Raw genomic sequence first — 21568 nt, forward strand, 5'->3', positions numbered from 1 at the left:
CGCCCTCCGGACGGTCAGCCGCAAGAAAGTAGCTTGACGGAAAGTTGCTTGGCGCTAAGCTACTTTCCATCAAGTCATTTCGGAGGGGGCGGCAACGTGAAGAGGAAGAGCGGGCACGGCGAGCGGATCCCGGGGGAGTGGGCCCTGCCCGTCGCCGCCTTGGTCAACGGCGTCGGCACCGGCATGTACGTCCCGTTCACGCTGGTGTTCTTCCACTGCGTCACCGGGCTGTCCTTCACGGTCGTGGGCGCCGTGCTCACGGCCACCGGACTGGCCGGCATCGGCGCGCTGCCCCTCGCCGGGACGGCGGTGGACCGGTACGGCGCGAAGCGGGTGCAGTACGCGCTGTACGGCGTCCGCGTCGTCGGCTTCGTCCTCTACCCCTTCGCCCACTCCCTCGCCGCCTTCGCGGCCGTGGCCCTGGTCACCGCGGCCGCCGACCGTGCCTTCCCCGCCGCACAGCAGTCCCTGATCGGCGAGGTGGCGCACGGATCGGGGCGGGACCGGCTGCAGGCGTCGACGCGCGCGCTGCAGAACGCCGGCAACGGCGCGGGCGCGCTGCTGGCCACGCTGGTCATCACCCTCGCGGGCAGCACCGGTTACACATATGCGGCCTGGGGCAACGCCCTCTCCTTCGCGCTGGCGGCGCTGCTGCTGCGCCCGCTGAAGCCGGTGCGCGCGGGCGGTGGAGCCACGGTCCCGGGGCGGGCGGGCGCCGGTTACCGGCTCGTCCTCGCCGACCGGCCCTTCCTGGTCGTCACCGGCGCCAACTTCCTGAACGCGCTGAGCTATTCGGCCCTCTCGGTCCTCTTCCCGCTGTTCGTCGTGGAGTGGCTGCACGGGCCCACGGTGCTCACCGGTGCCGCGTTCACCGTCAACACCGCGCTGTGCGCGGCGGCCGGCGTCTTCGTCGGCGCGCGGGTCCGGCGGGCCGGCGCCCGGCGCACCCGGGCGGCGGCGCTGGGCGGGGCCCTGTTCGCGACCGCGTTCGCCGCGCAGATCGTGCTCGGCACCCTGCGGCCCGGCTCGGGCACGGTCCTGGGTGTCGCCCTGGGCGCCGTGGTCGTCGTCTACACCCTCGGCGAGCTGATCCACAGCCCCGCCGCCCAGGTGCTCGCCGTCGAGGCGGCGCCCGAGGCGGTGCGCGGACGGTGCCTGGCGGCCTACCAGATGTCCTGGTCGCTGGCGAAGGCGGTGGCGCCGTCCCTGTTCACGGCCCTGCTCGCGCTGGACGGCCGGGCGCCGTGGGCCGTCCTCGTCCTCACCTCGGCGGTGGCCGCCGCCCTGCTGATCCGGGTGGAGCGCCGACTGCCGGCGGAGGCGGTACGGCCCCTGCCGGTGACCGTGATCCGCGGCGCCGACGCGCCGCCCCGCTCGCCCGTGACGGCGTAACCCGCGACACCTCCGATGCAGGGCGGCCGAGAGGCCGCCAAGCCGACAAGCCGAAGGGACCGGGCCATGAAACGCCCCGTGACCGTCCTGCTCACCGCCCTCGCCCCCGTCTCCTGGGGTACCACCTACGCCGTCACCACCGAGTTCCTGCCGCCGGACCGCCCCCTGTTCACCGCCCTGCTGCGCGCCCTGCCCGCCGGACTGCTGCTGCTCGCCCTCACCCGGGTGCTGCCGCGCGGTGCCTGGTGGGCGAAGGCGGCCGCGCTGGGCGCGCTGAACATCGGCGCCTTCTTCCCGCTGCTGTTCGTCTCGGCGTACCGGCTGCCGGGCGGCATGGCCGCCGTCGTCGGCTCGGTCGGACCGCTGTTCGTCGTGAGCCTGTCGGCGCCGCTGCTCGGGCAGCGGCCGACCGCGCGCACCCTGGCCACCGGGGTCGTGGCCGCGTTCGGGGTGAGCCTCGTCGTACTCAAGGGGGCCGGTGCCCTCGACGCCGTCGGGGTGCTCGCCGCCCTCGCCTCCACCGCCTCGATGGCCGCCGGGACGGTGCTGACCAAGCGGTGGGGCCGCCCGGACGGCGTCGGCCCGCTGGCGCTCACCGGCTGGCAGCTGACCGCCGGCGGCCTGCTCATCGCGCCGGTCGCCGTCCTGGTCGAGGGCGCCCCGCCCGCGCTCGACGGCCGTGCGGCCGGCGGCTACCTCTACCTCGCGCTGGCGAACACGGCGGTCGCCTACTGGCTCTGGTTCAGCGGCATCGGCCGGCTCGGCGCCACCCAGGTCGGCTTCCTCGGCCCGCTCTCCCCGCTGACCGCAGCCGTGGTGGGCTGGGCGGCCCTCGGGCAGGCGCTCACGCCGGTGCAGGCGGCGGGCATGGCACTGGCGCTCGGGGCGACGCTGGCCGGGCAGCTGGGCGCGGGAGGGCGCCCATCGTTCAGTTCTGCTGAAAAGACCACTCGAAAAGATTCGATGGACCTGACAGATTCGGCGCTGCGACGGTAGGCGCACACCCGCCACCGTTCAGCGAAAGGACCCCCGTGGCCGCCGTCCTGCACCGGACCACCGCCCGCACCGCCCGCACCGCTCGCCCCCGCAAGGCCGCCTCTCTGCTCGGTGTGGCCCTGGCCGCGCTCGCCACGGTCGTCTGGTCCGGCAGCTTCGTCACCTCCCGCGCGCTGCACGACAGCGTCCCGCCGATCCAGCACGCCTTCTGGCGCTGGGTCATCGCCCTGGTGGCCGTGGCACCCTTCGGGGCCCGCCGGGCCTGGCGGCAGCGGGCCCTGATCCGGCGGCACGGCCGCTACGTCCTGTCGGCCTCCCTGCTCGGCGTCGCCGTCTACAACACCCTCGTCAACCAGGCGGGCCTGACCACCCCGGCCGCCACCATGGGCATGATCATGGCCGCCTCACCGGTCCTGATGGCCGCGTTCGAACGGCTGGGCGGCGTACGCCTCGGAGCGCGGCGGACCGCCGGACTGCTGACGGCCTGCGCGGGCGTGGTGCTGCTCATGGGCGGCGGGGCCGGCTTCGGCGCCGGCGACCTGTGGATGATCGCCGCGTCCTGCTCCTTCGCGGCCTACAGCGCCCTCCTCCGGCGCAGGCCCGCCGAACTGGACGGCATCGCCTTCCTGTTCACCACGTTCCTGGTCGGCACGGTCCTGCTGCTGCCCGTCCAGGCGGCCAGCCTCGCCGTCCAGGGCGGCTTCACCCCGACACCCGGCACCGTCCTGCCCCTGCTGTACGTCGGCGTGGCCTCCTCCGCGGTCGCCTTCTTCGCCTGGGGCAGGGCCATCACCCTGATCGGCGCCACCCGCTCGGGCATCGTGTACTACCTCCAGCCCGTGTGCGTGGCCGCGCTCTCCTGGGCGCTGCTCGGCGAGAGCACCGGCGGGCCGCAACTCCTGTGCATGGCGCTGATCCTGGGCGGGGTCATGCTCGGCGCGGGATCCCGTCGGTGACGGCCGGGTCCGCCATGCCGAGCAGCACCATCGCGTCGTGGCCGGGGCTGCCCGGCTCGGCCTGGTACACGATCAGCCGGTGCCCGTCGGTGGACAGCTGTCCGACCCCGCCCGCGCCGGTCGGCTTCTCCGCCGAACGGGCCCACAAGGACCTCCCCTACGCGACCCGCATGGCCGACGAGGCCGGACAGGACCGGCACCCGCCCCTCGACGGTGTCCTCTCCCTCTTCTCCGCCGCGCTCACCGAGGGCCGCGGCGAGGAGGACCGGAGCACGGTCGACCCGGTGGCACCGGAGGCCGGGACGCGGGCGGACCGAAGGTGCCGGAGGCCGGCGTGTACCGTGCCGGTATGGCCGAGTGGGACCTGAGGAAGCTGCAGATCCTGCGCACCCTGCGCGAGCGGGGCACCGTCACCGCGACGGCCGAGGCCCTGCACATGACCCCCTCCGCGGTCTCCCAGCAGCTCACCAACCTGGCCCGGCAGCTCGGCGTGCCCCTGCTGGAGGCCCAGGGCCGCCGGGTTCGGCTCACCGACGCGGCCCGGCTGGTGCTCGGGCACGCGGAGGCGGTGTTCGAACAACTGGAACGTGCGGACGCGGCGCTCGCGGCCTACGCGCAGGGCGAGGCCGGCGAGGTGCGGGTCGGCGCCTTCTCCACGGCGGTGCCCGCCCTCGTCGTACCGGCCGTACGGGCGCTGCGGGCCTCTCATCCCCAAGTGACCGTACGCGCCCGGGAGGCCGAGGCCGCCGAGGCCTACGAGCTGCTGGCCGCCGGGGAGGTCGACCTCGCCCTCTCCCTCGCCGCCGAGGCCCCGAGCGCGGCCGACTCCCGCTTCACCCGGCTCCCCCTGCTGTCCGACCCGCTGGACGTCGCCCTGCCGCCGGACCACCCCCTGGCCACGGCCCCCGGGCTGACCCTCGCCGATCTCGCCTCCGAGCCCTGGATCTTCGGCGGCAGCAACCCCTGGTCGGACATCACCCGCCGTGCCTGCGAGGCCGCCGGCTTCAGCCCCCATCAGGGCCATTCGGCCTCCGGCTGGACCGCGATCCTGGCCATGGTGGGGGCGGGGATGGGCGTCGCCCTGGTGCCCCGGACGGCGGCGGGCCGGCGCGAGGGCGTGGTGCTGCGGGAGCTGGGCGCGGACCGGCCGGTGCGCCATGTGGTGGCGGCGGTGCGGAAGGGGGCGGAGGCGGGCGCGGCCGTGGACAAGGTGCTCCGGGCCCTGCGGGAGGCGGCGCACGGCCTGGCGGGCTGACCGGGCGGAACTAGGGGCGCCGCACCTCGTACAGGAAGCACCCGTACTCCACCGCCCGCACCTGCACGAGGGCCACCTCGGGGTCGGCGAAGGCCTCGGCGAAGGCCGTCCCGAACGCGGCCGGGTCCTCGACCAGCCGGCCGCCCAGGATGCGCCCGTCGGCGGAGTAACGGCGGACCGTGCGGTGCGCGTTGGCGAAGGGCAGGGCGTCGGTGTCCGGTCCGGGGCACTCGTCGGCGTGGACGAAGACGGGGCCCTGCTCGTCGTAGGCGCCCGGGTCGGCGCCCGTCTCGGCCGCCCAGCGGCGCAGGGGCGCGTACGAGACCAGGGCGATCCGCTCGCCGGGTGTGCTGCGGCGCAGACAGCAGCGCAGCGGTGCGCCGCCCTCCTCGTCCGTGAAGGCGGACATCGGGCGGCCCGCGTCGTCAATGGCGCGCAGTTCCCTGAGGATCGTGGGTGTCAGCGGTCGTGCCGTGTAGGTGGTCATGGAGCCAGCGTGCTGCGCCACCGGGCCGCGCACCGGCGGGATCCGGACACCGCTCTGGCCGCGACCGGCGCGGTACGGAGGGATCGTCGGCGCCCGCACCGTGACCGGTGGCGCCCGGGATGTTCCCGGGGTGACGTGACTCGTGGGTCACTCTTGACGGGGTCTACTCCCGACGCTCCCATGGAGACGCTCGACATCCAGGAACGGAAGTGGAGTTGACATGGGCTATCCAGGCGTCGAGGAACTGGAGCGGCGTGCCCGGGCGCTGGTCGCGGTGGCGCCCGGGATGCTGCGGCTGCGGGCCGTCGGCGAGAGCAGGGCCGGCCGGCCGCTGTGGCTGCTGTCCGCCGGGCACGGGGAGCGGCAGATCCTCACCGTCGCCGGTGCGCACGCCAACGAGCCGGTGGGCGGGGCCTCCGCGCTCCGGCTCGCCGGGCTCTTCGCGGGCCGGCCGGACGGCCTCGCGTCGTTCGGCTGCACCTGGCACTTCCTGCTGTGTCTCGACCCGGACGGCGCCCGCCTCGCGCACGGCTGGCAGCCCGAGGAGCCGGCCCTCTCGCTGGAGGAGTGCCACCGGCACTTCTACCGGCCCGCGTTCGCCTGCCAGCCCGAGTCGCCGCCCGCCCCCGGCACGGGACGGCGGCCGATGCCCGAGTCGGCGGCGCTCGTGCGGCTGCTCGACACGCTGCGGCCCGTGGCACAGTTCACGCTGCACGGCATCGAGTTCGGCGGCGCCTTCACGATGCAGACGAGACAGCCGGCCGGTGCCGCGCGCGCCTTCCGGGAGACGGCCGCACGCCTGGGCATCCCGCTGGACGACCACCCGTGCGACGGCCCCGACTGGCACCCCGACCCGCCCGGTGTCCTGCGGCTCCCGGACGAGTGCACCGGAAGCGAACGCGACCCGAGCGGCTTCGTCGCCGAGAGCACCTGGCTGTATCCCCGGCGGTACGGCACCCTGACCGCCCTGGTCGAGGCGCCCGCCTGGGCCGCCCCGGCGGTGAGCGACCCCCGGCCGGCACATGACCCCGAACGGGAGGTCGCACAGGTGGGCGAGCTGCTGCTGGGCCGGACCTGGGAGATCAGTGAGCTGTTGGGGGAGGGGCCGGCCGCCGGCGTACCCGAGGGCCTGCTGCCGCTGTACACCGCCGCCCGGGAACTGCTCGACGTGGCACCGGCGCTCGCCGCCGCCTGGACCGCCGAGGAACGCACCGGCTCCCGGGGCCACTTCGCCACCCTCGGTGTCGCCGCCCGCCGTCTCCCGCTGCGCGCGGCGGCCATGCTGCGCCGGTCCCTGGCCCGCACCGCCCCGGAGACCGCCTGCGCCCTCACCGACCTGGTGCGCGAGTGGTGCCGGGAACTCGACAAGGCGTACGAACTGCGCTGGATACCGGTCTCCGCGCAGACCGGACTGCATGTGCGGACCATGCTGGACATCGCCCGCAGGGTGTGTGCGGAGGCAGGCTGAGCCCAGGGAAAAGGGCGCCCGGTGTCACACCGGGCGCCCCCGTCGCCGCACGGACGACCGCGACGAGTACGGCGTCTACGCCGCCGCGTCCACCGCCTGGGCCCGCAGGGCCCGCTCGACGCCCGAGCGGGACTCCGAGACCAGCCGGCGCAGGGCCGCGCCCGGCTCGGCCGCGGCCAGCCAGGTGTCCGTCCGGGTCAGGGTCTCCTCGGAGACCTGGATCCCCGGGAACAGGCCGATCGCGATCTGCTGGGCGATCTCGTGCGAACGGGAGTCCCAGACCTCCTTGAGGACCTCGAAGTACTTGTCCGTGTACGGCGCCAGCAGCTCCCGCTGGTCGGTCTGGACGAAGCCGCCGATCACGGCCTCCTGCACGGCGTTCGGCAGCTTGTCGGACTCGATGACCGACGCCCACGCCTCCGCCTTGGCCTCCGGCGTCGGGCGGGCGGCCCGGGCGGTGGCCGCGTGGCGTTCACCGGCGGCCGTCCTGTCCCGCTCGTACTCGCCCGCGATCTCCGCCTCGTCGAAACGGCCGACCGCCGCGAGCCGTTGCACGAACGCCCAGCGCAGCTCCGTGTCGACGACCAGGCCCTCGATCGTCTGCGAGCCGTCCAGCAGGGCCTCCAGCAGGTCCAGCTGCTCCGGCGTCCGGGCCGTCGCCGCGAAGGCGCGCGCCCAGGCCAGCTGGTGGTCGCCGCCCGGCTCTGCGGCCCGCAGGTGGGCCAGCGTGGCGTCCGTCCAGCGGGTCAGCAGGGCCTCGCGGGCGGCCGGGTCGGCGTACAGGTCGATCGCCAGCTTCACCTGCCGCTGCAGCGACTGCACCACGCCGATGTCGGACTCCTTGCCGACACCGGACAGCACCAGCGCCAGGTAGTCACGGGCGGCCAGCTCGCCGTCGCGGGTCATGTCCCAGGCCGACGCCCAGCACAGGGCACGCGGCAGGGACGCCGCGAAGTCGCCGAGGTGCTCGGTGACGACCCGCAGCGACTCCTCGTCGAGGCGGACCTTGGCGTACGACAGGTCGTCGTCGTTGAGCAGGATCACCGCGGGCCGGCGCCGGCCGTGCAGCTGCGGCACCGCGGTCAGCTCGCCGTCGACGTCCAGCTCGATCCGGTCGGAGCGCACCAGCTTGCCGGTCGGCTCGTCGAGGTCGTACAGGCCGATCGCGATCCGGTGCGGGCGCAGGGTCGGCTCGCCCTTGGCGCCGGCGGGCAGGGCCGGGGCCTCCTGGCGCACGGCGAAGGAGGTGACGACTCCCTCGCCGTCGGTGGCGATCTCGGGCCGCAGGATGTTGATGCCGGCCGTCTCCAGCCACTTCTTCGACCACGTCTTCAGGTCGCGTCCGGAGGTCTCCTCCAGGGCGCCCAGCAGGTCGGACAGACGCGTGTTGCCGAACGCGTGCCGCTTGAAGTAGGCCTGCACGCCCGTGAAGAACTCGTCCTCGCCGACGTACGCGACGAGCTGCTTCAGCACGCTCGCGCCCTTGGCGTACGTGATGCCGTCGAAGTTGACGAGCACGTCGTCCAGGTCACGGATGTCGGCCATGATCGGGTGCGTGGACGGCAGCTGGTCCTGCCGGTACGCCCAGGTCTTCATCGAGTTGGCGAACGTGGTCCACGAGTGCGGCCACTTCGAGCCGGGCGCGGAGGCCTGGCAGGCGATGGAGGTGTAGGTGGCGAACGACTCGTTCAGCCACAGGTCGTTCCACCACTCCATGGTGACCAGGTCGCCGAACCACATGTGGGCCAGCTCGTGCAGGATCGTCTCCGCGCGCACCTCGTACGCCGCGTCGGTCACCTTGGACCGGAAGACGTACTGGTCGCGGATGGTCACCGCGCCCGCGTTCTCCATCGCGCCCGCGTTGAACTCGGGCACGAAGAGCTGGTCGTACTTCGCGAACGGGTACGCGTAGTCGAACTTCTCCTGGAACCAGTCGAAGCCCTGCCGGGTGACCTCGAAGATCGCGTCCGAGTCCAGGAACTCGGCGAGCGAGGGACGGCAGTAGATGCCGAGCGGCACGCTCTGCCCGTCCTTCTCGTACACGCTGTGCACGGAGTGGTACGGACCGACGATCAGCGCGGTGATGTACGACGAGATCCGCGGCGTCGGCTCGAAGGACCAGACGTTGTCCTTGGGCTCCGGCGTCGGCGAGTTGGAGATGACCGTCCAGCCCTCGGGAGCCTTCACCGTGAACTGGAACGTCGCCTTCAGGTCCGGCTGCTCGAACGACGCGAAGACCCGGCGGGCGTCCGGCACCTCGAACTGGGTGTAGAGGTAGGCCTGCTCGTCGACCGGGTCGACGAAGCGGTGCAGGCCCTCGCCGGTGTTGGTGTAGGCGCAGTCGGCGACGACCCGCAGGACGTTGCGTCCCTCCAGCAGTCCGGGCAGCGCGATCCGCGAGTCCTCGAAGACCTCGGCGGGGTCCAGCGCGTCCCCGTTGAGCGTCACCTCGTGAACGGCCGGCGCCACCAGGTCGATGAAGGACGTCGTGCCTTGGTCGGCGACGTCGAAGCGCACCGTGGTCACGGACCTGTAGGTACCGCCCTCCTGCGCGCCGGAGAGGTCGAGATCGATCTCGTACGAGTCAACGGTGAGCAGCTTCGCCCGCTGCTGCGCCTCTTCGCGAGTCAGGTTTGTGCCAGGCACGCGGTCATCTCCTCGTTATGTGTGGGTTGCGCCATCCTTCCATGGGACCTGCGGGAAAGGCGATGTTCCCGGCTGCCACGGTCGCCCTCGCGGCGGCATGCGGAAGGGCGGCCACCCGGAGGTGACCGCCCTTCGGGCAGCCGGTGTCCTGCTTCTCGTGCGGCCGGTGTCCTACTTCGCGGCCTTTGCGGACAGCTCCGCCGCCACCAGCTCCGCGATCTGCACCGCGTTCAGCGCGGCGCCCTTGCGGAGGTTGTCGTTGGAGATGAACAGGGCCAGGCCGTTGTCCACCGTCTCGTCGCGGCGGATGCGGCCGACGAACGACGGGTCCTTGCCGGCCGCCTGCAGCGGGGTCGGGATGTCGGACAGCACGACGCCCGGGGCGCCGGCGAGCAGCTCGGTCGCGCGCTCGGGGGGGAGCGGGCGGGCGAAGCGGGCGTTGACCTGGAGGGAGTGACCGGAGAAGACCGGGACGCGCACACAGGTGCCGGACACCTTCAGGCCCGGGATCTCCAGGATCTTGCGGGACTCGTTGCGCAGCTTCTGCTCCTCGTCGGTCTCGTTCAGACCGTCGTCGACGATCGAGCCCGCCAACGGGAGCACGTTGAAGGCGATGGAGCGCTTGTAGACCTGCGGTTCGGGGAAGTCGACCGCCTCGCCGTCGTGGGTCAGCCTGTCCGCGTCGGCGGCCACCTTCTGCACCTGGTTGTGCAGCTCGGCCACGCCCGCGAGACCGGAGCCGGACACCGCCTGGTAGGTCGCCACGATCAGCGCCTCGAGGCCGGCCTCCGCATGCAGCGGCTTCAGGACCGGCATCGCGGCCATCGTGGTGCAGTTCGGGTTGGCGATGATGCCCTTGGGGCGGTCGACGATCGCGTGCGGGTTCACCTCGGAGACCACCAGTGGGACCTCGGGGTCCTTCCGCCAGGCCGAGGAGTTGTCGATCACCACGGCGCCCTGGGAGGCGACCTTCTCGGCCAGCGCCCGCGAGGTCGCGCCGCCCGCGGAGAAGAGCACGATGTCGAGGCCGGTGTAGTCGGCGGTCGCCGCGTCCTCCACCGTCACGCCGTCCAGCACGGTCCCGGCCGAGCGGGCCGAGGCGAACAGGCGCAGCTCGGTGGCCGGGAAGTTCCGCTCCACGAGGATCCTGCGCATGACCGTGCCGACCTGACCGGTGGCTCCGACGATTCCGACCCTCACGGCGACTCCCTCTACGTGTCTCTTGCTGCTTGCCTCTGCATGACCGGGGCATTTCCATCATGCGGCCGACCCCGGTCCACCTGTCCAATTCTTTGCGGGACGTGCCCGAGGATTGGGACACGATCACCCGGCCGACGGTTCCGTACCTCCGTCGTACACCCCGCTGAGCTGCAGATATTCCCTCGGTGGGGACCCCGCGCCGGAAGCTGTGCTGTGCCGCCCCTGCCCGGCCGGGCCCCGGGCACACGGCGGTGTGACGTACGCCTCCACAGGTCCGGCGGATCCGGCCGAACGTTTCCGCCCCCTTGGGCGTCGTAGGGGCAAAACGCGTGAGGGGGTGGCTTGTGCTGCGCGGAGGGGCGCGCCGCGACCAGGGGGCGTACGCCGGTGCGGACCGTGCCGGCCGCAGCGACGACGATCCACTGGACGCGGCTCAGGAACGCCGGGTGCGGGCTGTGCTCGCGCTCGGCGGGGTGCCGCAGGCCGACCTGCCGGACGGGGTGCAGCAGGTCCGCCTGCGGCTGCTGGAACGGGCCGCGAGCGGCCGCGAGGCACCGCGGGACGTGTCGGCCTGGGCCGCCGTGGTCGCCTCCAACCTCGCCATGGACTGGCACCGGGCCAAGCGGCGCCAGGAGCGGCTGGGGGAGCGGCTGGCCGCGCTGCGCGAGCCCGCCCACCCGTCAGGCGAGGAGACCAGCCTGCTCTCCCTCGCCGTCGCCCGGGGGCTGGACGACCTGCCCGACGCCCAGCGGCAGGTCCTGATCCTGCGGTTCTTCGCCGACCTGCCGGTGCGTGGGATCGCCGAGGAACTGGGCGTCCCCGAGGGCACGGTCAAGAGCAGGCTGCACACGGCGGTCCGCGCCCTGCGCGAGCGGCTGCACGACGACGAGGTGGTGTGACGTGACCGCCGAACACGAGGGCGCGGCAGGCGCGGGCGAGTACGCCGGCATGGACGCGCTCATGGCCGCGATCACGGGCGAACCCCTGCCGGAGGAAGCCCGCGAAGACGCCGCCTTCCTGACCGAACACCGGTCGGCCGAGGTCGACGTGGCGATGCTGAAGGAACAGCTGACCTGGCTCGCGGAGGCGCTGACCGGGGACGACGCGAGTGAGGAGCCGGCACCCGAGGAGGCCGCGTCCGCGCACGCTCCCGCGGCTGCGCGGACCGCACAGCCGGGGAAACGTCCCAGCAGCGCCACGCGTCCCGCGGGGCCCGCACGCCCGGCCCGCCCCCCGCGCCCGGGCCGCCCGTCCGGCCCGCGCCGGGCGCTGCGCGTCGCGCTCGGCGCGCTCGCCGGAGCGGCCGCCTTCGGCATGGTCGCCGGGCTCGGCTGGGCCGTGCTGCACTCCTCGGGGGCGGCCGACTCGGCGAGCGGGGCCAGCGCCGACGCGAAGAAAGAGGCCGGCGCCTCGTCCGGCTACCCCGACGAGGGCGGGCGGCCCTCCGACCCGGCGCGGGCCCTGGCCTGCTACCGGCTGGTCGCGGAGGGCACGGTGGCCGCGGTGGATCCGCAGCCGCAGACCCCGTGGACCCGGATCGTGCTGACCGTGACCCGCTCCTACAAGCCGGCCGACGGCCCGGCCGAGGCCACCTTCCTGCTCGACGACGGAGCCGACCCGGCCCCGCGCAAGGGACAGCACGTGCTCGTCGGGGTCGACGTGGGCCGCAACGCCGCGAGCCTGTGGGCCGTGGGCGACGCCCGTGTGGCCGCCGACCGCGCCTGGATCACCCGGGCCCTGCCCGAGTCCCGGCACACCACGTGCCCGTCCGGGAAACCGGGCTGACCGACGGCAGAGGGGCGGGTGCCGGACCGGCCACCCGCCCCTCACCTCGGGTCACCCCGTTACGGCGTGACCTTCTCGATGTTCACGTTGCCGGTGCCCGCGACCGTGCCCCGGGCGTTGACCAGCTGGACCTGGCCGAAGAACGCGCGGCCCGCGGGGGCCTCGGCGGCGGCCGTGACCTGGCCGGTCACCGTGGCCGAGTCACCCGTGCCGAGCTTGACCGGGGCCGAGCCGTCGACCGTGACGGTGCCGAGCGTGGCCGAGAAGAACACGTCCCGGTAGGCGTAGTCGGTGGTGCCGGAGGGCACCGAGTAGCCCACGACCTTGATGGTGTACGTGCCGGCGGCCGGGGACGGGACGGAGACCGCCTCCTCCGAGTCGCCGTCCGCGGACTGCGCGACCTGGTTGCCGCTCGCGTCGTACACGGTCAGGTCCAGGTCGGCGGCCGCGTCCGAGACGCCTCCGATGGCGACGTCCAGGGACTTCGCACCGGCCGGGACGTCCACCGTGGTGGTCTGCGTCTCGCCCTCCTTGATCGACGGGCGGGCCGTCTTGGAGGAGCCGAGCGGGCCGCCCACCAGCTTGCCGTCGAGGGCCGCGTACTTGTTGGTCACCTTCCAGGAGGCGGTGGCCGGGGTGCCGACCTTGGCCTCGGGCACGGTCACGGTCTCCGGGTCGAAGGCCGCGCCGAGGACGGAGACGTCCAGCGTGTACGGGTTGTCGAGCAGCGGCGAGGTGCGCCGGGCCTCGACCTCGACCTCCCAGACGCCGGGCTGCGGGTCGGCGTAGGCGCGCACGTCCGGCTTGCAGCCGTTGCCGTCCAGGTAGTTGTTGTAGCAGTACGGGGTGCCGGTGTTGTCGACCGGAGTGCCGTACGGGTGGATCGCGATGAACCGGGTCTGGCTCTTGTCCTTCAGCCCGCCGATCGCGACCTCCAGCGACTTGGCGCCCTCGGGCACGGTCAGGAAGTAGGACCGGGTGGTGTTGCGCTGGACCGAGCCCGCCGTGGAGTAGGTGAACTTCACCGGGGCGGAGACCACGACGGTGGTGAGGATCTGCTTGTCGATCCCCTCCGTCCTCGGGTCGTCGACCTCCAGGATCGCGCTCTTGAGGCCCGCCGACCTCGGGGCCGCCTGGACCTTGACCGTCACCGGCTGGTTCAGCGGCAGCTTCACCACGTCGTCGCCGAGGATCCGGAAGGTGCCACCGGCGTTGTTCTCGAAGTGCAGCTCGTGCCGGACGGCCTTGTCCGGGCCCGAGGTACGGGTGATGGTGACGTCGTACGTCTTCTTCTGGCCGGCCTTCAGACCGCCCTCGCGGTCGTAGAGACCGGTACCGAAGCCGGGGGTCTTCAGGGCGTAGTCGATCGCGGTGTCGACCGGGGCCTTGACGGTGTAGTCGTGGGAGGTGGCGTCGTCCCTGATTGCGTCCCAGGCGTCCACGATGTTGATGCGGCCCGCACCCTCCTCGTAGGCCTGCGCATCCTTGATGTGGTCGGCGGTCGAGGTCAGCGCCGTGCGCAGGGTGGCGGGCGTCAGGTCGATGCCCTTCTGCTTCGCGGCGCTCAGCAGCAGCGCGCTCGCGCCCGTGGCCTGCGGGGACGCCATCGAGGTGCCCTGCAGCATCGAGTAGCCGGCCGGCAGCGAGTAGCCCGCCTCGGCGACCGGGGAGCCCGGCAGCCAGGTCTGGGTGGTGTTGATCGCGGCACCGGGCGCGACCAGGGTCGGCGTGAAGCCGCCGTCCTCACGCGGACCGCGCGAGGAGAACGGCATCATCGCGTACTTCGTCTCCACCTGCGAGCCGTAGTTGGCGGCCCAGGTCTGCTTGGAGATGCCCGCGCCGACCGAGATCACCTTGTCCGCCAGGCCCGGGTCGCCGATGGTGTTGGCGCCGGGACCGGAGTTGCCCGCGGAGATGACGAGCTGGACGCCGTAGGTGTCGATGAGGCGCGTGTACATCTCGGCGCGCGCGTTGTTGCCGTCGTTCAGCGCCGGCAGGCCGCCGATCGACATGTTGACGATGTCGACGCCCCGGTTGGCGACCAGGTCGATCATGCCCTCGGTGAGGGCGACGTTGGTGCAGCCGCCCGTCCAGGTGCAGGCACGGGAGGAGACGATCTTCGCGCCCGGGGCCGCGCCGTTCATCCTGCCGCCGAACAGGCCGTTGGCGGCGGTGATGCCGGCCACGTGGGTGCCGTGCTCGGACTCGATGACGCCGATGTTGACGAAGTCGGCCTTCTTGCCGACCCAGTCGCCGCCGTACGGGTCGGTCGGGACGTCCTTGCGGACCTGGACGACGAACGGCTGCCGCTCGACGACGTCGGTCGACGGGTCGTCGGTGCCGAAGTAGCCGACCTGGAAGCCGTCCTTGTACGGCTTCATCGGCGTGTCGTCGGTGAAGTCGAAGTTGTTGTTCAGGTCGACGCGGACGGTGCCGGCGGCCGGGTCGTAGAGGATGCCCCAGGCGTCGGTGGTGTCGCCGTCCCGGTTGGCGTCGCCCTTGGCATCGCCGCCGGCCGTCGCGGACTCGCGGAACAGGTTGACCTGGTAGCTGCCTTCGGGCGCCTTCCAGGTCGCGCCGCCGAAGCTGAACGAGGGGCCGCTGACCGGATTGGTCATCCGGCGCCAGGTGCCGTCGCTGTCCACGATCGGGTCGGTCGCGGTCACCCAGTCGACGATCTTCCGCTCGCCGGTGCTGGTCTTCTGCAGCGCCGGGTGGCCGAGGTCGACGCCGGAGTCGAGGATGCCGATGGTGACGCCCCGGCCGTCCGCCTTCGGGTGCTCGTCGACGAAGTCGACGGCGCCGGTCTCGAAGGACGGGTTGTACGGGTTCTCCGCCGGGGTCTTCCTGTCCGGCGCCGAGTACGTGCCCGCCGACGCCTTGGACCCGGCACCCCGCGCGGTGTCCGCGCTCGGGGTGGGGTCGTCGAGCGGGATCTCCTGCCTGAGGTCGATCGCCTGCACCGAGGACAGCTTCGCGGCGGCCGCGATCGCCGAGTCCGCCTTCACCGTCGGGACGGTGGCGCGGACGTAGCCGAGCTTGTCGTAGGTGCGGCCCACCGAGCCGCCCTTGACCGCGTCCAGCTCCTGGGCGACCTGCTCGGTCTTCCCGGGCGTGGTCGCGATCATCATCGTGACGTTCTTGTCGCCGTCCGTCTTGGCCTCGGCGAGCAGGTCGGCGTCGTCCGAACCGAGCTTGTCGTGGGCGGACTTGACGCCGGGGTCGGCGGCCGTGGCGGGCGGCACGTCCGTGGCGAGGGCCATGGGTATCGGCCCGGTCGCGGAGAGAGCGGCCACCACGCCCACGGCCACGGCTATGCGGGCCAGGCGTCTGTGGCCGGGTATGGGATCGCGCTCGGGGGTGTGGGTCATCGGCATCCCTTGTAGGTAAAGAGTCCAGTGCCGGACGAGGGCACAGCTTTACCCAAGGGACAGAAATTTGGGGACCGTTGACCTAATCGATATGGATGTATGGGGAAAACCCGCGATGGGATTTGACCGGATAGAGCGCCGATAGTCCCGTATTTGCTCAGATTTCCTTCGAGCGGGCGTAATGGCGGGACGCCTTCGCCCGGTTGCCGCACGCGGCCATCGAGCACCAGCGGCGGGTGCCGTTCCTGGACGTGTCGAAGAAGTGCAGGACACAGGTGTCATGGGCGCAGCTGCGGATCCGGTCCGGGGCCTGCGCCAGCAGTTCGAGATAGTTCCGGGCGGCCAGCCAGGCCGGACCCCAGGACGGGTCGGCGAACTCGGGTTCCTCGGCCGCACCCTCCTCGGTCAGCCGGGCCCTGATGCGCCCGTGCGCGAGTACGGCGTCGACGAGCGGCGCCCCCTGTGCCAGTGACCCGTCCACCGTGGTCTGCAGTGCCTCCCGGGCCAGCAGCAGATGACGCAGTGCGTCCGCGCCGGCCGGGTGGGCGGCGTCGAGCCCGTTGCTCGCGAGCCACACCGCGAGTCCCCCGGTGTCGGCGAGCAGGTCCTGGGTGACGCCCTCCCTGTTCCACCTGGTGTTGAGCAGGTCGAGCGCGAGGGGCTCGCCGGTGAGCGGGCGGGGATCGCGGCTGGTGGACATCGGGGTACTCCTTCTCGGCTAACCGCTCAAGAGTACGTGACCGGTTGACGTCTCTGCATCTAACCTTCTAGTCTAAGAAACGACGGTTAGACAGCTCGAAGGGGAGAGCCATGACCTTGCGCACCGGCCACACCGGCCTGAACGTCACCGACCTCGACCGTTCGCTCGCCTTCTACCGGGACGTCCTGGGCTTCGCCCTGCTCGCCGAGGGCAAGGAGGACGACCGCAGGTACGCGTTCCTGGGCGACGGCGACGGCGACGGCGACGGCGACGGCGGGCCCGTCCTCACCCTCTGGCAGCAGGCGCAGGGGTCGTACGACGCAGGCCGGGCCGGACTGCACCATCTGGCCTTCACGGCCGACTCGGCGGAGCGGGTCCGGGAGTACGAGACGGCGCTCAGGGCCGCCGGGGTGGAGTTCGCCCACGAGGGCCTGGTGGCCCATCGGGAGGGATCGGCCTCGGGCGGGATCTTCTTCCACGACCCGGACGGCACCCGTCTGGAGATCTCCGTGCCGCACGGCGCCGAGGGCGCCCCCGCCCCGCACTCCTCGGCTCCCACCTGCGGTTTCTTCTAGCCATGAGCGTGTATCACGCCGGTTCGCGCGCCGTGCAGGACCTGGCCGGCGTCCGTGACCGCGCCGACCACGTGGGCCGCTCCCTCGGGCAGGACATCAAGCCGGTCGCGGCGGCCTTCCTGGGCATCCAGCCCCTGCTGGTCGTAGGCGCGGCCGACCCCCGTACGGGCCGGGTGTGGGCCTCGCCGGTCGCGGGCGCTCCCGGTTTCGTCCGGGCCACCGGGCCCCGGCAGATGTCCGTCGTGGGAGGGCCGCCCCCGGCCGACCCGCTCGCCACGGCCGTGACCGCACCGGGCACCCCCGTGGGCACCCTCGCCCTCGACCCGCGCACCCGCCGCCGGATGCGCCTCAACGGCCGGCTGCGGCCCACGGCCCGGGGCTTCGCGGTCGAGGCCGACCAGGTGTTCTCCAACTGCCCGAAGTACATCCAGCGCCGGGAGTCGTTCGAGCGGGTCCCGGACCGCGAGCCGGGCACGCCCCGCCGGCTGGCCCGGCTGGAGGCCGGACAGGCGGGGTTCATCACGGCGGCCGACACCTTCTTCCTGGCCACCGTGCACGCCGGCGGCGCAGACGTCAGCCACCGGGGCGGCAACCCCGGATTCGTCCGGGTCATGTCCCCGCACGAACTGAGCTGGCCCGACTACACCGGCAACGCCATGTTCCTCACCCTCGGCAACCTGCGCGCCGACCCGCGCGCCGGACTCCTCCTGCTGGACTGGACGACCGGCACCACTCTCCAGCTCACCGGCGAGGCGCACACCGAGTTCACGGCCGGCGGCGAACGGACCGTCCGCTTCCTCGTCACGGAGGCCGTGGAAACGCCCGCCGCCCTGCCCCTGCGCTGGGCCGCGCCGGAATATTCGCCCGCCAACCCGGAGCGCACCCGCTAACGTCCGTCCATGCGACGGAAGTTGAGGGTGGCGGCCTACGCCGTGTGCGTCCGCGACGGACAGATCCTGCTCGCCCGCTCGCCGAGCCCCGACGGCACCCCCGAGTGGGTGCTGCCTGGCGGTGGCATGGAGCACGGCGAGGACCCGTACGACACCGTCCGCCGTGAGGTGACCGAGGAGACCGGCTACCGCATCGAGGTGACCGGCCTCCTCGGTGTGGACTCCTCCCGCCACGTCTTCCGCAGCGGACGGCCGCGACGGCTCACCGACCACCACGGCGTGCGGATCCTCTACGAGGGCGAGATCGCCGGCGGCGAACTCCGCCACGAGGTCGGCGGCTCCACCGACTTCGCCGCCTGGCAGGACCTGGACGCCGTACCCGGCCTCAACCGGGTGGGCCTCATCGACGTGGCGCTGCGCCTGTGGCGCGAGCGGCCGGCCGCCGGGCGGGCGGAGAAGCCGGCCGGGCGGGCGGAGAAGGCCGCCGGGGCCGGGCCCGGGACGAGCCCCGCCGACGGGTCCGAGGACGGTCCCCTACCCCGGCAGATGAACGAGGAGTAACCGGCCTCCGGCCATCCGCAATCCACTCCATGACCGCACCACCCACCCGAGATCCACGTACGGTGATCGGCGTTGCGCGTTGCCGCCGCGTTCACGCGCAGGTCATCCCCAGTGCCAACCATCCAGAGCGAGCGGGGCGTTCGCGCCTGCGACGGCCCGCGACCACAGCCGACGCGTTCGCACTCGGGGAGATCGCGCCATGTCGCGCATACGCTCTGTCGCCGCCTCCGCACTGGGGGTCCACCGCCGTACTGTCCTCGCCGCCGCCGGAGCGGTCTCGCTCTCCGCGGGCGTCGGCTACGCCCTTCGTCCCACCGAGAGCCAGGCCGCCGCCGCTTCCGAGGCCCCCGTGGTCGCCTCCCGGAAGGTCTCGGCCAAGGCCCCGCTCGCCCCCTACACCAAGGGCACCACCCTCGCCTCCGTCGCCGCTCCCCGCAACAGCTCCGGCTACCGGCGCCTCGGCGACGGTCCCGGCTGGAAGCGGGTCGTGCGCAGCGACCTGGCCACCCCCAAGTCCGGGCGTGCGGGCCGCCGTACCACCCTCGCGGCGTTCGTGCAGTTCACCGACCTGCACCTGATGGATGTTCAGCACCCCCTGCGCCTTGAGTTCCTGCGTTCCACCGACCCGCACGCCTGGCGCCCGCACGAGGCGCTGACCGTGCCCGGCGCCGTCTCGCTCGTCGAACGGGTGAACGCGCTGCGGGGCGCCCCCGTCACCGGCGCTCCGCTCCACTTCGTCATGACCACCGGCGACAACACCGACAACAACGCCCACTCCGAACTGGAGTGGTTCATGAAGGTGATGAGCGGCGGCCGCATCACCCCCAACTCCGGTGACCCCCGGCACTACGAGGGCGTGCAGAACAGCGGCCTCAAGCAGTACTGGCAGCCCGGCTCCACCACCCGCGACGGCGACAAGGCGCTCGGCTTCCCGTACCTGAAGGGCTTCCTGGCCGCCGCGATCCGCGAGGTGCGCAGCCCCGGGCTCAACCTGCCCTGGTACTCCACCGTCGGCAACCACGACTCCCTCCCGCTCGGCTGCTACGGCTCCCACGGCGACCCCTACCTCGCCGAGGCGGCCATCGGCGGCAAGAAGCTGATGAGCGTCTCCGCCGCCGACGCCAAGAAGCTCCAGGGCGCCATCAAGAAGGCCACGGACCCCAAGGGCGTCGGCTACCGCGACTTCCTCAAGGCCCACGCCCGCTCCATGCGGTCGGTCACCCCGGACCAGAATCGGGCGCCGTACACCTCCGCCGACTATCTGAAGGCCCACCTGGACCCCGCCCACCAGGGCCACGGCCCGGCCGGCCACGGCTACTCCTCGGCGAACCTGGACGCGGGCACGCAGTACTACGCCTTCCGCATCTCCGAGGACGTCATCGGCATCAGCCTCGACACCACCGACGCCGGCGGCCACTACGAGGGCTCCCTCGGCACGGCCCAGCTGAAGTGGCTGGACAAGACGCTCAAGGACAACAAGGACTCCTACGCCGTCGTCTTCAGCCACCACACCAGCAAGACCATGACCAACACCCGCCCCGACCCGGCCCACCCGGGGGAGCGCCGCCACAACGGCGCCGAGGTGATCTCGGTCCTCGCCTCCCACACCAACGTGCTCGCCTGGGTGAACGGCCACATCCACAAGAACGTCATCACCCCGCACAAGGCCTCCGGCGGCCGCTCCTTCTGGGAGATCTCCACCGCCTCGCACGTCGACTACCCCCAGCTCGCCCGGGTCATCGAGCTGGCGGACAACAAGGACGGCACGATCTCCCTCTTCACCACCCTCATCGAGTCCGCCGCCCCGCACCGCACCGACTACGCCGATCTCTCCCAGACCGGCCTGGCCGCCCTCTACCGCGAGCTGTCCTACAACGCCCCCGGCGCCAACAAGACCCTCGCGGGCAGCGCGGCCGACCGGAATACCGAACTGGTGCTCAAGAAGGGCTGAAAGTCACTCAACCGGCCTACAGTCGGGCAACCTTCGCACACCACCACCGGTCCCTTCCCCCGACCGAACCGACAGCACAGTTGGGGGAAGACATGCGTGCACGCACGACCCTGGTGGGCGCCACCGCCCTGCTCCTCTCGGCGGCCCTGGCGGGCCCGGCCGTCGCGGCCGGGCCCGCCGTCGGCAGTCACCTTGCCGACGCCGGCTCCACCGACACCCGCTCCACCGACACCCACTCCGCCGCCCGCCGTGCGATCGAGGCCGCGGTCCGGGCCGGTGTCCCCGGGGTGACCGCCACTGCCAAGGACACCCACGGCACCTGGTCCACGACGGCCGGCGTGGGCGACACCCGCACGGGCGAGCCGCGCTCGACGGCCGACCGCTACCGCGTCGGCAGCATCACCAAGTCCTTCGTCTCCACCGTCCTGCTCCAGCTGGAGGCGGAGGGCCGGCTCTCCCTGGACGACAAGGTGGACAGGTGGCTGCCCGGGGTCGTGAGCGGCCACGGCCACGACGGCCGTGACATCACCGTCCGCCAGCTCCTCAACCACACCAGCGGCATCTACAACTACACGGCCGACGACGACTTCGGCCGCACCTACTTCCTCAAGGACGGCTTCTTCCGGCACCGCTACGACACGCTCACGCCGCTCGACCTGGTGGCGGTCGCGATGAAACACAAGCCGGACTTCGCACCGGGCACGTCCTGGAACTACTCCAACACGAACTACGTCCTGGCCGGCATGGTGATCGGGAAGGTGACCGGTCACTCGTACGCCACCGAGATCACCCGCCGCATCATCGAGCCGCTGCACCTCACGGCCACCTCGGTCCCCGGCACGCGGGTCACCGTGCCGCGGCCGAGCAGCCGTGCCTACTCGAAGCTCGCTCAGACGGCGACGGGCCCGTCGTACGACGTCACGAAGCTCAACCCCTCCCTCGCGTCCTCGGCGGGCGAGATGATCTCGAACTCCGCGGACCTGGACCGCTTCTACAGCGCCCTCCTGAGCGGAAAGCTGCTCCCGCCGCGGCAGCTGAAGGAGATGAAGACCACGGTGAAGATGGCCGGTGTCCCGAACATCGGTTACGGCCTCGGTCTCATGGACACCAGGCTGAGCTGCGGCGTCCACGTCTGGGGGCACGACGGCGGCATCCACGGCTCCGCGTCCTCCGCGGTGACGACGGCCGACGGCCGCCACTCCCTCGCCCTGAACTTCAACGGGGACTGGGCCGGGGACACGGCGGCGGTGGCGGAGGGGGAGTTCTGCGGCCGGTGATCCGCAGACCATCGGTCCCCCGGCCACACGGTTTTGAACACGTTCAATTCTTCGCTAG

The 21568-nt window shown here is 72.5% G+C and carries 19 protein-coding genes; 13 read left to right on the plus strand and 6 right to left on the minus strand.

Going from position 1 to position 21568, the window contains the following annotated elements:
* The first annotated feature begins 96 nt into the window (after nt 1–96).
* The 3 genes from ACIRU3_RS05105 (at nt 97) to ACIRU3_RS05115 (ending at nt 3344) form a co-directional block, all read left to right on the plus strand.
* A complete protein-coding gene (locus ACIRU3_RS05105) occupies nt 97–1392 on the plus strand; it encodes an MFS transporter (RefSeq protein ID WP_404051512.1) in 1296 nt (431 codons plus the stop codon).
* Between the two features lie 66 nt (nt 1393–1458).
* Nucleotides 1459–2388 carry an EamA family transporter gene (locus ACIRU3_RS05110; protein WP_404051514.1) on the plus strand — a complete coding sequence of 310 codons (930 nt, stop codon included), beginning with the start codon at nt 1459–1461 and terminating at the stop codon, nt 2386–2388.
* A gap of 35 nt (nt 2389–2423) precedes the next feature.
* Nucleotides 2424–3344, plus strand: a complete 921-nt coding sequence (locus ACIRU3_RS05115) for a DMT family transporter (RefSeq protein ID WP_404051516.1) — start codon at nt 2424–2426, stop codon at nt 3342–3344.
* Here the strand turns inward: ACIRU3_RS05115 and ACIRU3_RS05120 are convergent.
* A complete protein-coding gene (locus ACIRU3_RS05120) occupies nt 3316–3492 on the minus strand; it encodes a hypothetical protein (protein ID WP_404051519.1) in 177 nt (58 codons plus the stop codon). The two genes, ACIRU3_RS05115 and ACIRU3_RS05120, sit on opposite strands and share 29 nt — an antisense overlap.
* A gap of 22 nt (nt 3493–3514) precedes the next feature.
* Between ACIRU3_RS05120 and ACIRU3_RS05125 the strand changes: the two genes are divergently transcribed.
* Both ACIRU3_RS05125 and ACIRU3_RS05130 read left to right on the plus strand, forming a co-directional pair.
* The gene (locus ACIRU3_RS05125; protein ID WP_404051522.1) at nt 3515–3712 is read left to right on the plus strand and encodes a hypothetical protein; all 198 of its coding nucleotides are present in this window, start codon (nt 3515–3517) and stop codon (nt 3710–3712) included.
* Entirely contained in the window at nt 3694–4599 is a 906-nt protein-coding gene (locus tag ACIRU3_RS05130; RefSeq protein WP_404051525.1) for a LysR family transcriptional regulator, read from the plus strand. The genes ACIRU3_RS05125 and ACIRU3_RS05130 overlap by 19 nt, the downstream gene beginning before the upstream one ends.
* 10 nt (nt 4600–4609) lie before the next feature.
* On the opposite strand, the gene ACIRU3_RS05135 is transcribed toward ACIRU3_RS05130, so the two are convergent.
* On the minus strand, nt 4610–5086 hold the full coding sequence (locus ACIRU3_RS05135; RefSeq protein WP_404051527.1) for a DUF1203 domain-containing protein: 477 nt from the start codon (nt 5084–5086) through the stop codon (nt 4610–4612).
* Nucleotides 5087–5306: 220 nt separating this feature from the next.
* Here ACIRU3_RS05135 and ACIRU3_RS05140 point away from each other — a divergent pair, with 220 nt between their 5' ends.
* On the plus strand, nt 5307–6554 hold the full coding sequence (locus tag ACIRU3_RS05140; protein ID WP_404051531.1) for a M14 family zinc carboxypeptidase: 1248 nt from the start codon (nt 5307–5309) through the stop codon (nt 6552–6554).
* A gap of 75 nt (nt 6555–6629) precedes the next feature.
* On the opposite strand, the gene pepN is transcribed toward ACIRU3_RS05140, so the two are convergent.
* Together pepN and ACIRU3_RS05150 are read right to left on the minus strand one after the other, a co-directional pair.
* Complete coding sequence (pepN, locus tag ACIRU3_RS05145; protein ID WP_404051533.1) at nt 6630–9200, minus strand: aminopeptidase N; 2571 nt, start codon at nt 9198–9200, stop codon at nt 6630–6632.
* A gap of 171 nt (nt 9201–9371) precedes the next feature.
* Nucleotides 9372–10400 carry an aspartate-semialdehyde dehydrogenase gene (locus ACIRU3_RS05150; protein ID WP_404051535.1) on the minus strand — a complete coding sequence of 343 codons (1029 nt, stop codon included), beginning with the start codon at nt 10398–10400 and terminating at the stop codon, nt 9372–9374.
* Nucleotides 10401–10744: 344 nt separating this feature from the next.
* On the opposite strand from ACIRU3_RS05150, the gene ACIRU3_RS05155 reads away from it, so the two are divergent.
* Together ACIRU3_RS05155 and ACIRU3_RS05160 are read left to right on the plus strand one after the other, a co-directional pair.
* The gene (locus ACIRU3_RS05155) at nt 10745–11299 is read left to right on the plus strand and encodes a sigma-70 family RNA polymerase sigma factor (RefSeq protein WP_404051893.1); all 555 of its coding nucleotides are present in this window, start codon (nt 10745–10747) and stop codon (nt 11297–11299) included.
* A gap of 1 nt (nt 11300) precedes the next feature.
* Complete coding sequence (locus ACIRU3_RS05160) at nt 11301–12185, plus strand: hypothetical protein (RefSeq protein WP_404051538.1); 885 nt, start codon at nt 11301–11303, stop codon at nt 12183–12185.
* 59 nt (nt 12186–12244) lie between these two features.
* Here ACIRU3_RS05160 and ACIRU3_RS05165 read toward each other — a convergent pair whose 3' ends face one another.
* On the minus strand, nt 12245–15556 hold the full coding sequence (locus tag ACIRU3_RS05165) for a S8 family serine peptidase (RefSeq protein WP_404051540.1): 3312 nt from the start codon (nt 15554–15556) through the stop codon (nt 12245–12247).
* A gap of 157 nt (nt 15557–15713) precedes the next feature.
* A complete protein-coding gene (locus tag ACIRU3_RS05170) occupies nt 15714–16256 on the minus strand; it encodes a CGNR zinc finger domain-containing protein (protein ID WP_404051542.1) in 543 nt (180 codons plus the stop codon).
* Nucleotides 16257–16366: 110 nt separating this feature from the next.
* On the opposite strand from ACIRU3_RS05170, the gene ACIRU3_RS05175 reads away from it, so the two are divergent.
* The 5 genes from ACIRU3_RS05175 to ACIRU3_RS05195 all read left to right on the plus strand — a co-directional run bounded on the left by ACIRU3_RS05175 (nt 16367) and on the right by ACIRU3_RS05195 (nt 21510).
* Complete coding sequence (locus ACIRU3_RS05175) at nt 16367–16831, plus strand: VOC family protein (RefSeq protein WP_404051545.1); 465 nt, start codon at nt 16367–16369, stop codon at nt 16829–16831.
* A 2-nt stretch (nt 16832–16833) separates the two neighbouring features.
* Complete coding sequence (locus ACIRU3_RS05180) at nt 16834–17721, plus strand: pyridoxamine 5'-phosphate oxidase family protein (protein WP_404051547.1); 888 nt, start codon at nt 16834–16836, stop codon at nt 17719–17721.
* A 9-nt stretch (nt 17722–17730) separates the two neighbouring features.
* Nucleotides 17731–18282 (plus strand): NUDIX hydrolase, encoded by a 552-nt coding sequence (locus ACIRU3_RS05185; RefSeq protein ID WP_404051550.1) that lies wholly within the window; start codon nt 17731–17733, stop codon nt 18280–18282.
* A gap of 199 nt (nt 18283–18481) precedes the next feature.
* On the plus strand, nt 18482–20233 hold the full coding sequence (locus tag ACIRU3_RS05190; RefSeq protein WP_404051553.1) for a TIGR03767 family metallophosphoesterase: 1752 nt from the start codon (nt 18482–18484) through the stop codon (nt 20231–20233).
* Nucleotides 20234–20325: 92 nt separating this feature from the next.
* Nucleotides 20326–21510, plus strand: coding sequence for a serine hydrolase domain-containing protein (locus ACIRU3_RS05195; protein ID WP_404051556.1), 1185 nt, complete (start codon nt 20326–20328; stop codon nt 21508–21510).
* Nucleotides 21511–21568: the final 58 nt, after the last annotated feature.

Source organism: Streptomyces sp. NPDC101151 (genome assembly GCF_044768335.1).
Taxonomy (GTDB): Bacteria; Actinomycetota; Actinomycetes; order Streptomycetales; family Streptomycetaceae; genus Streptomyces.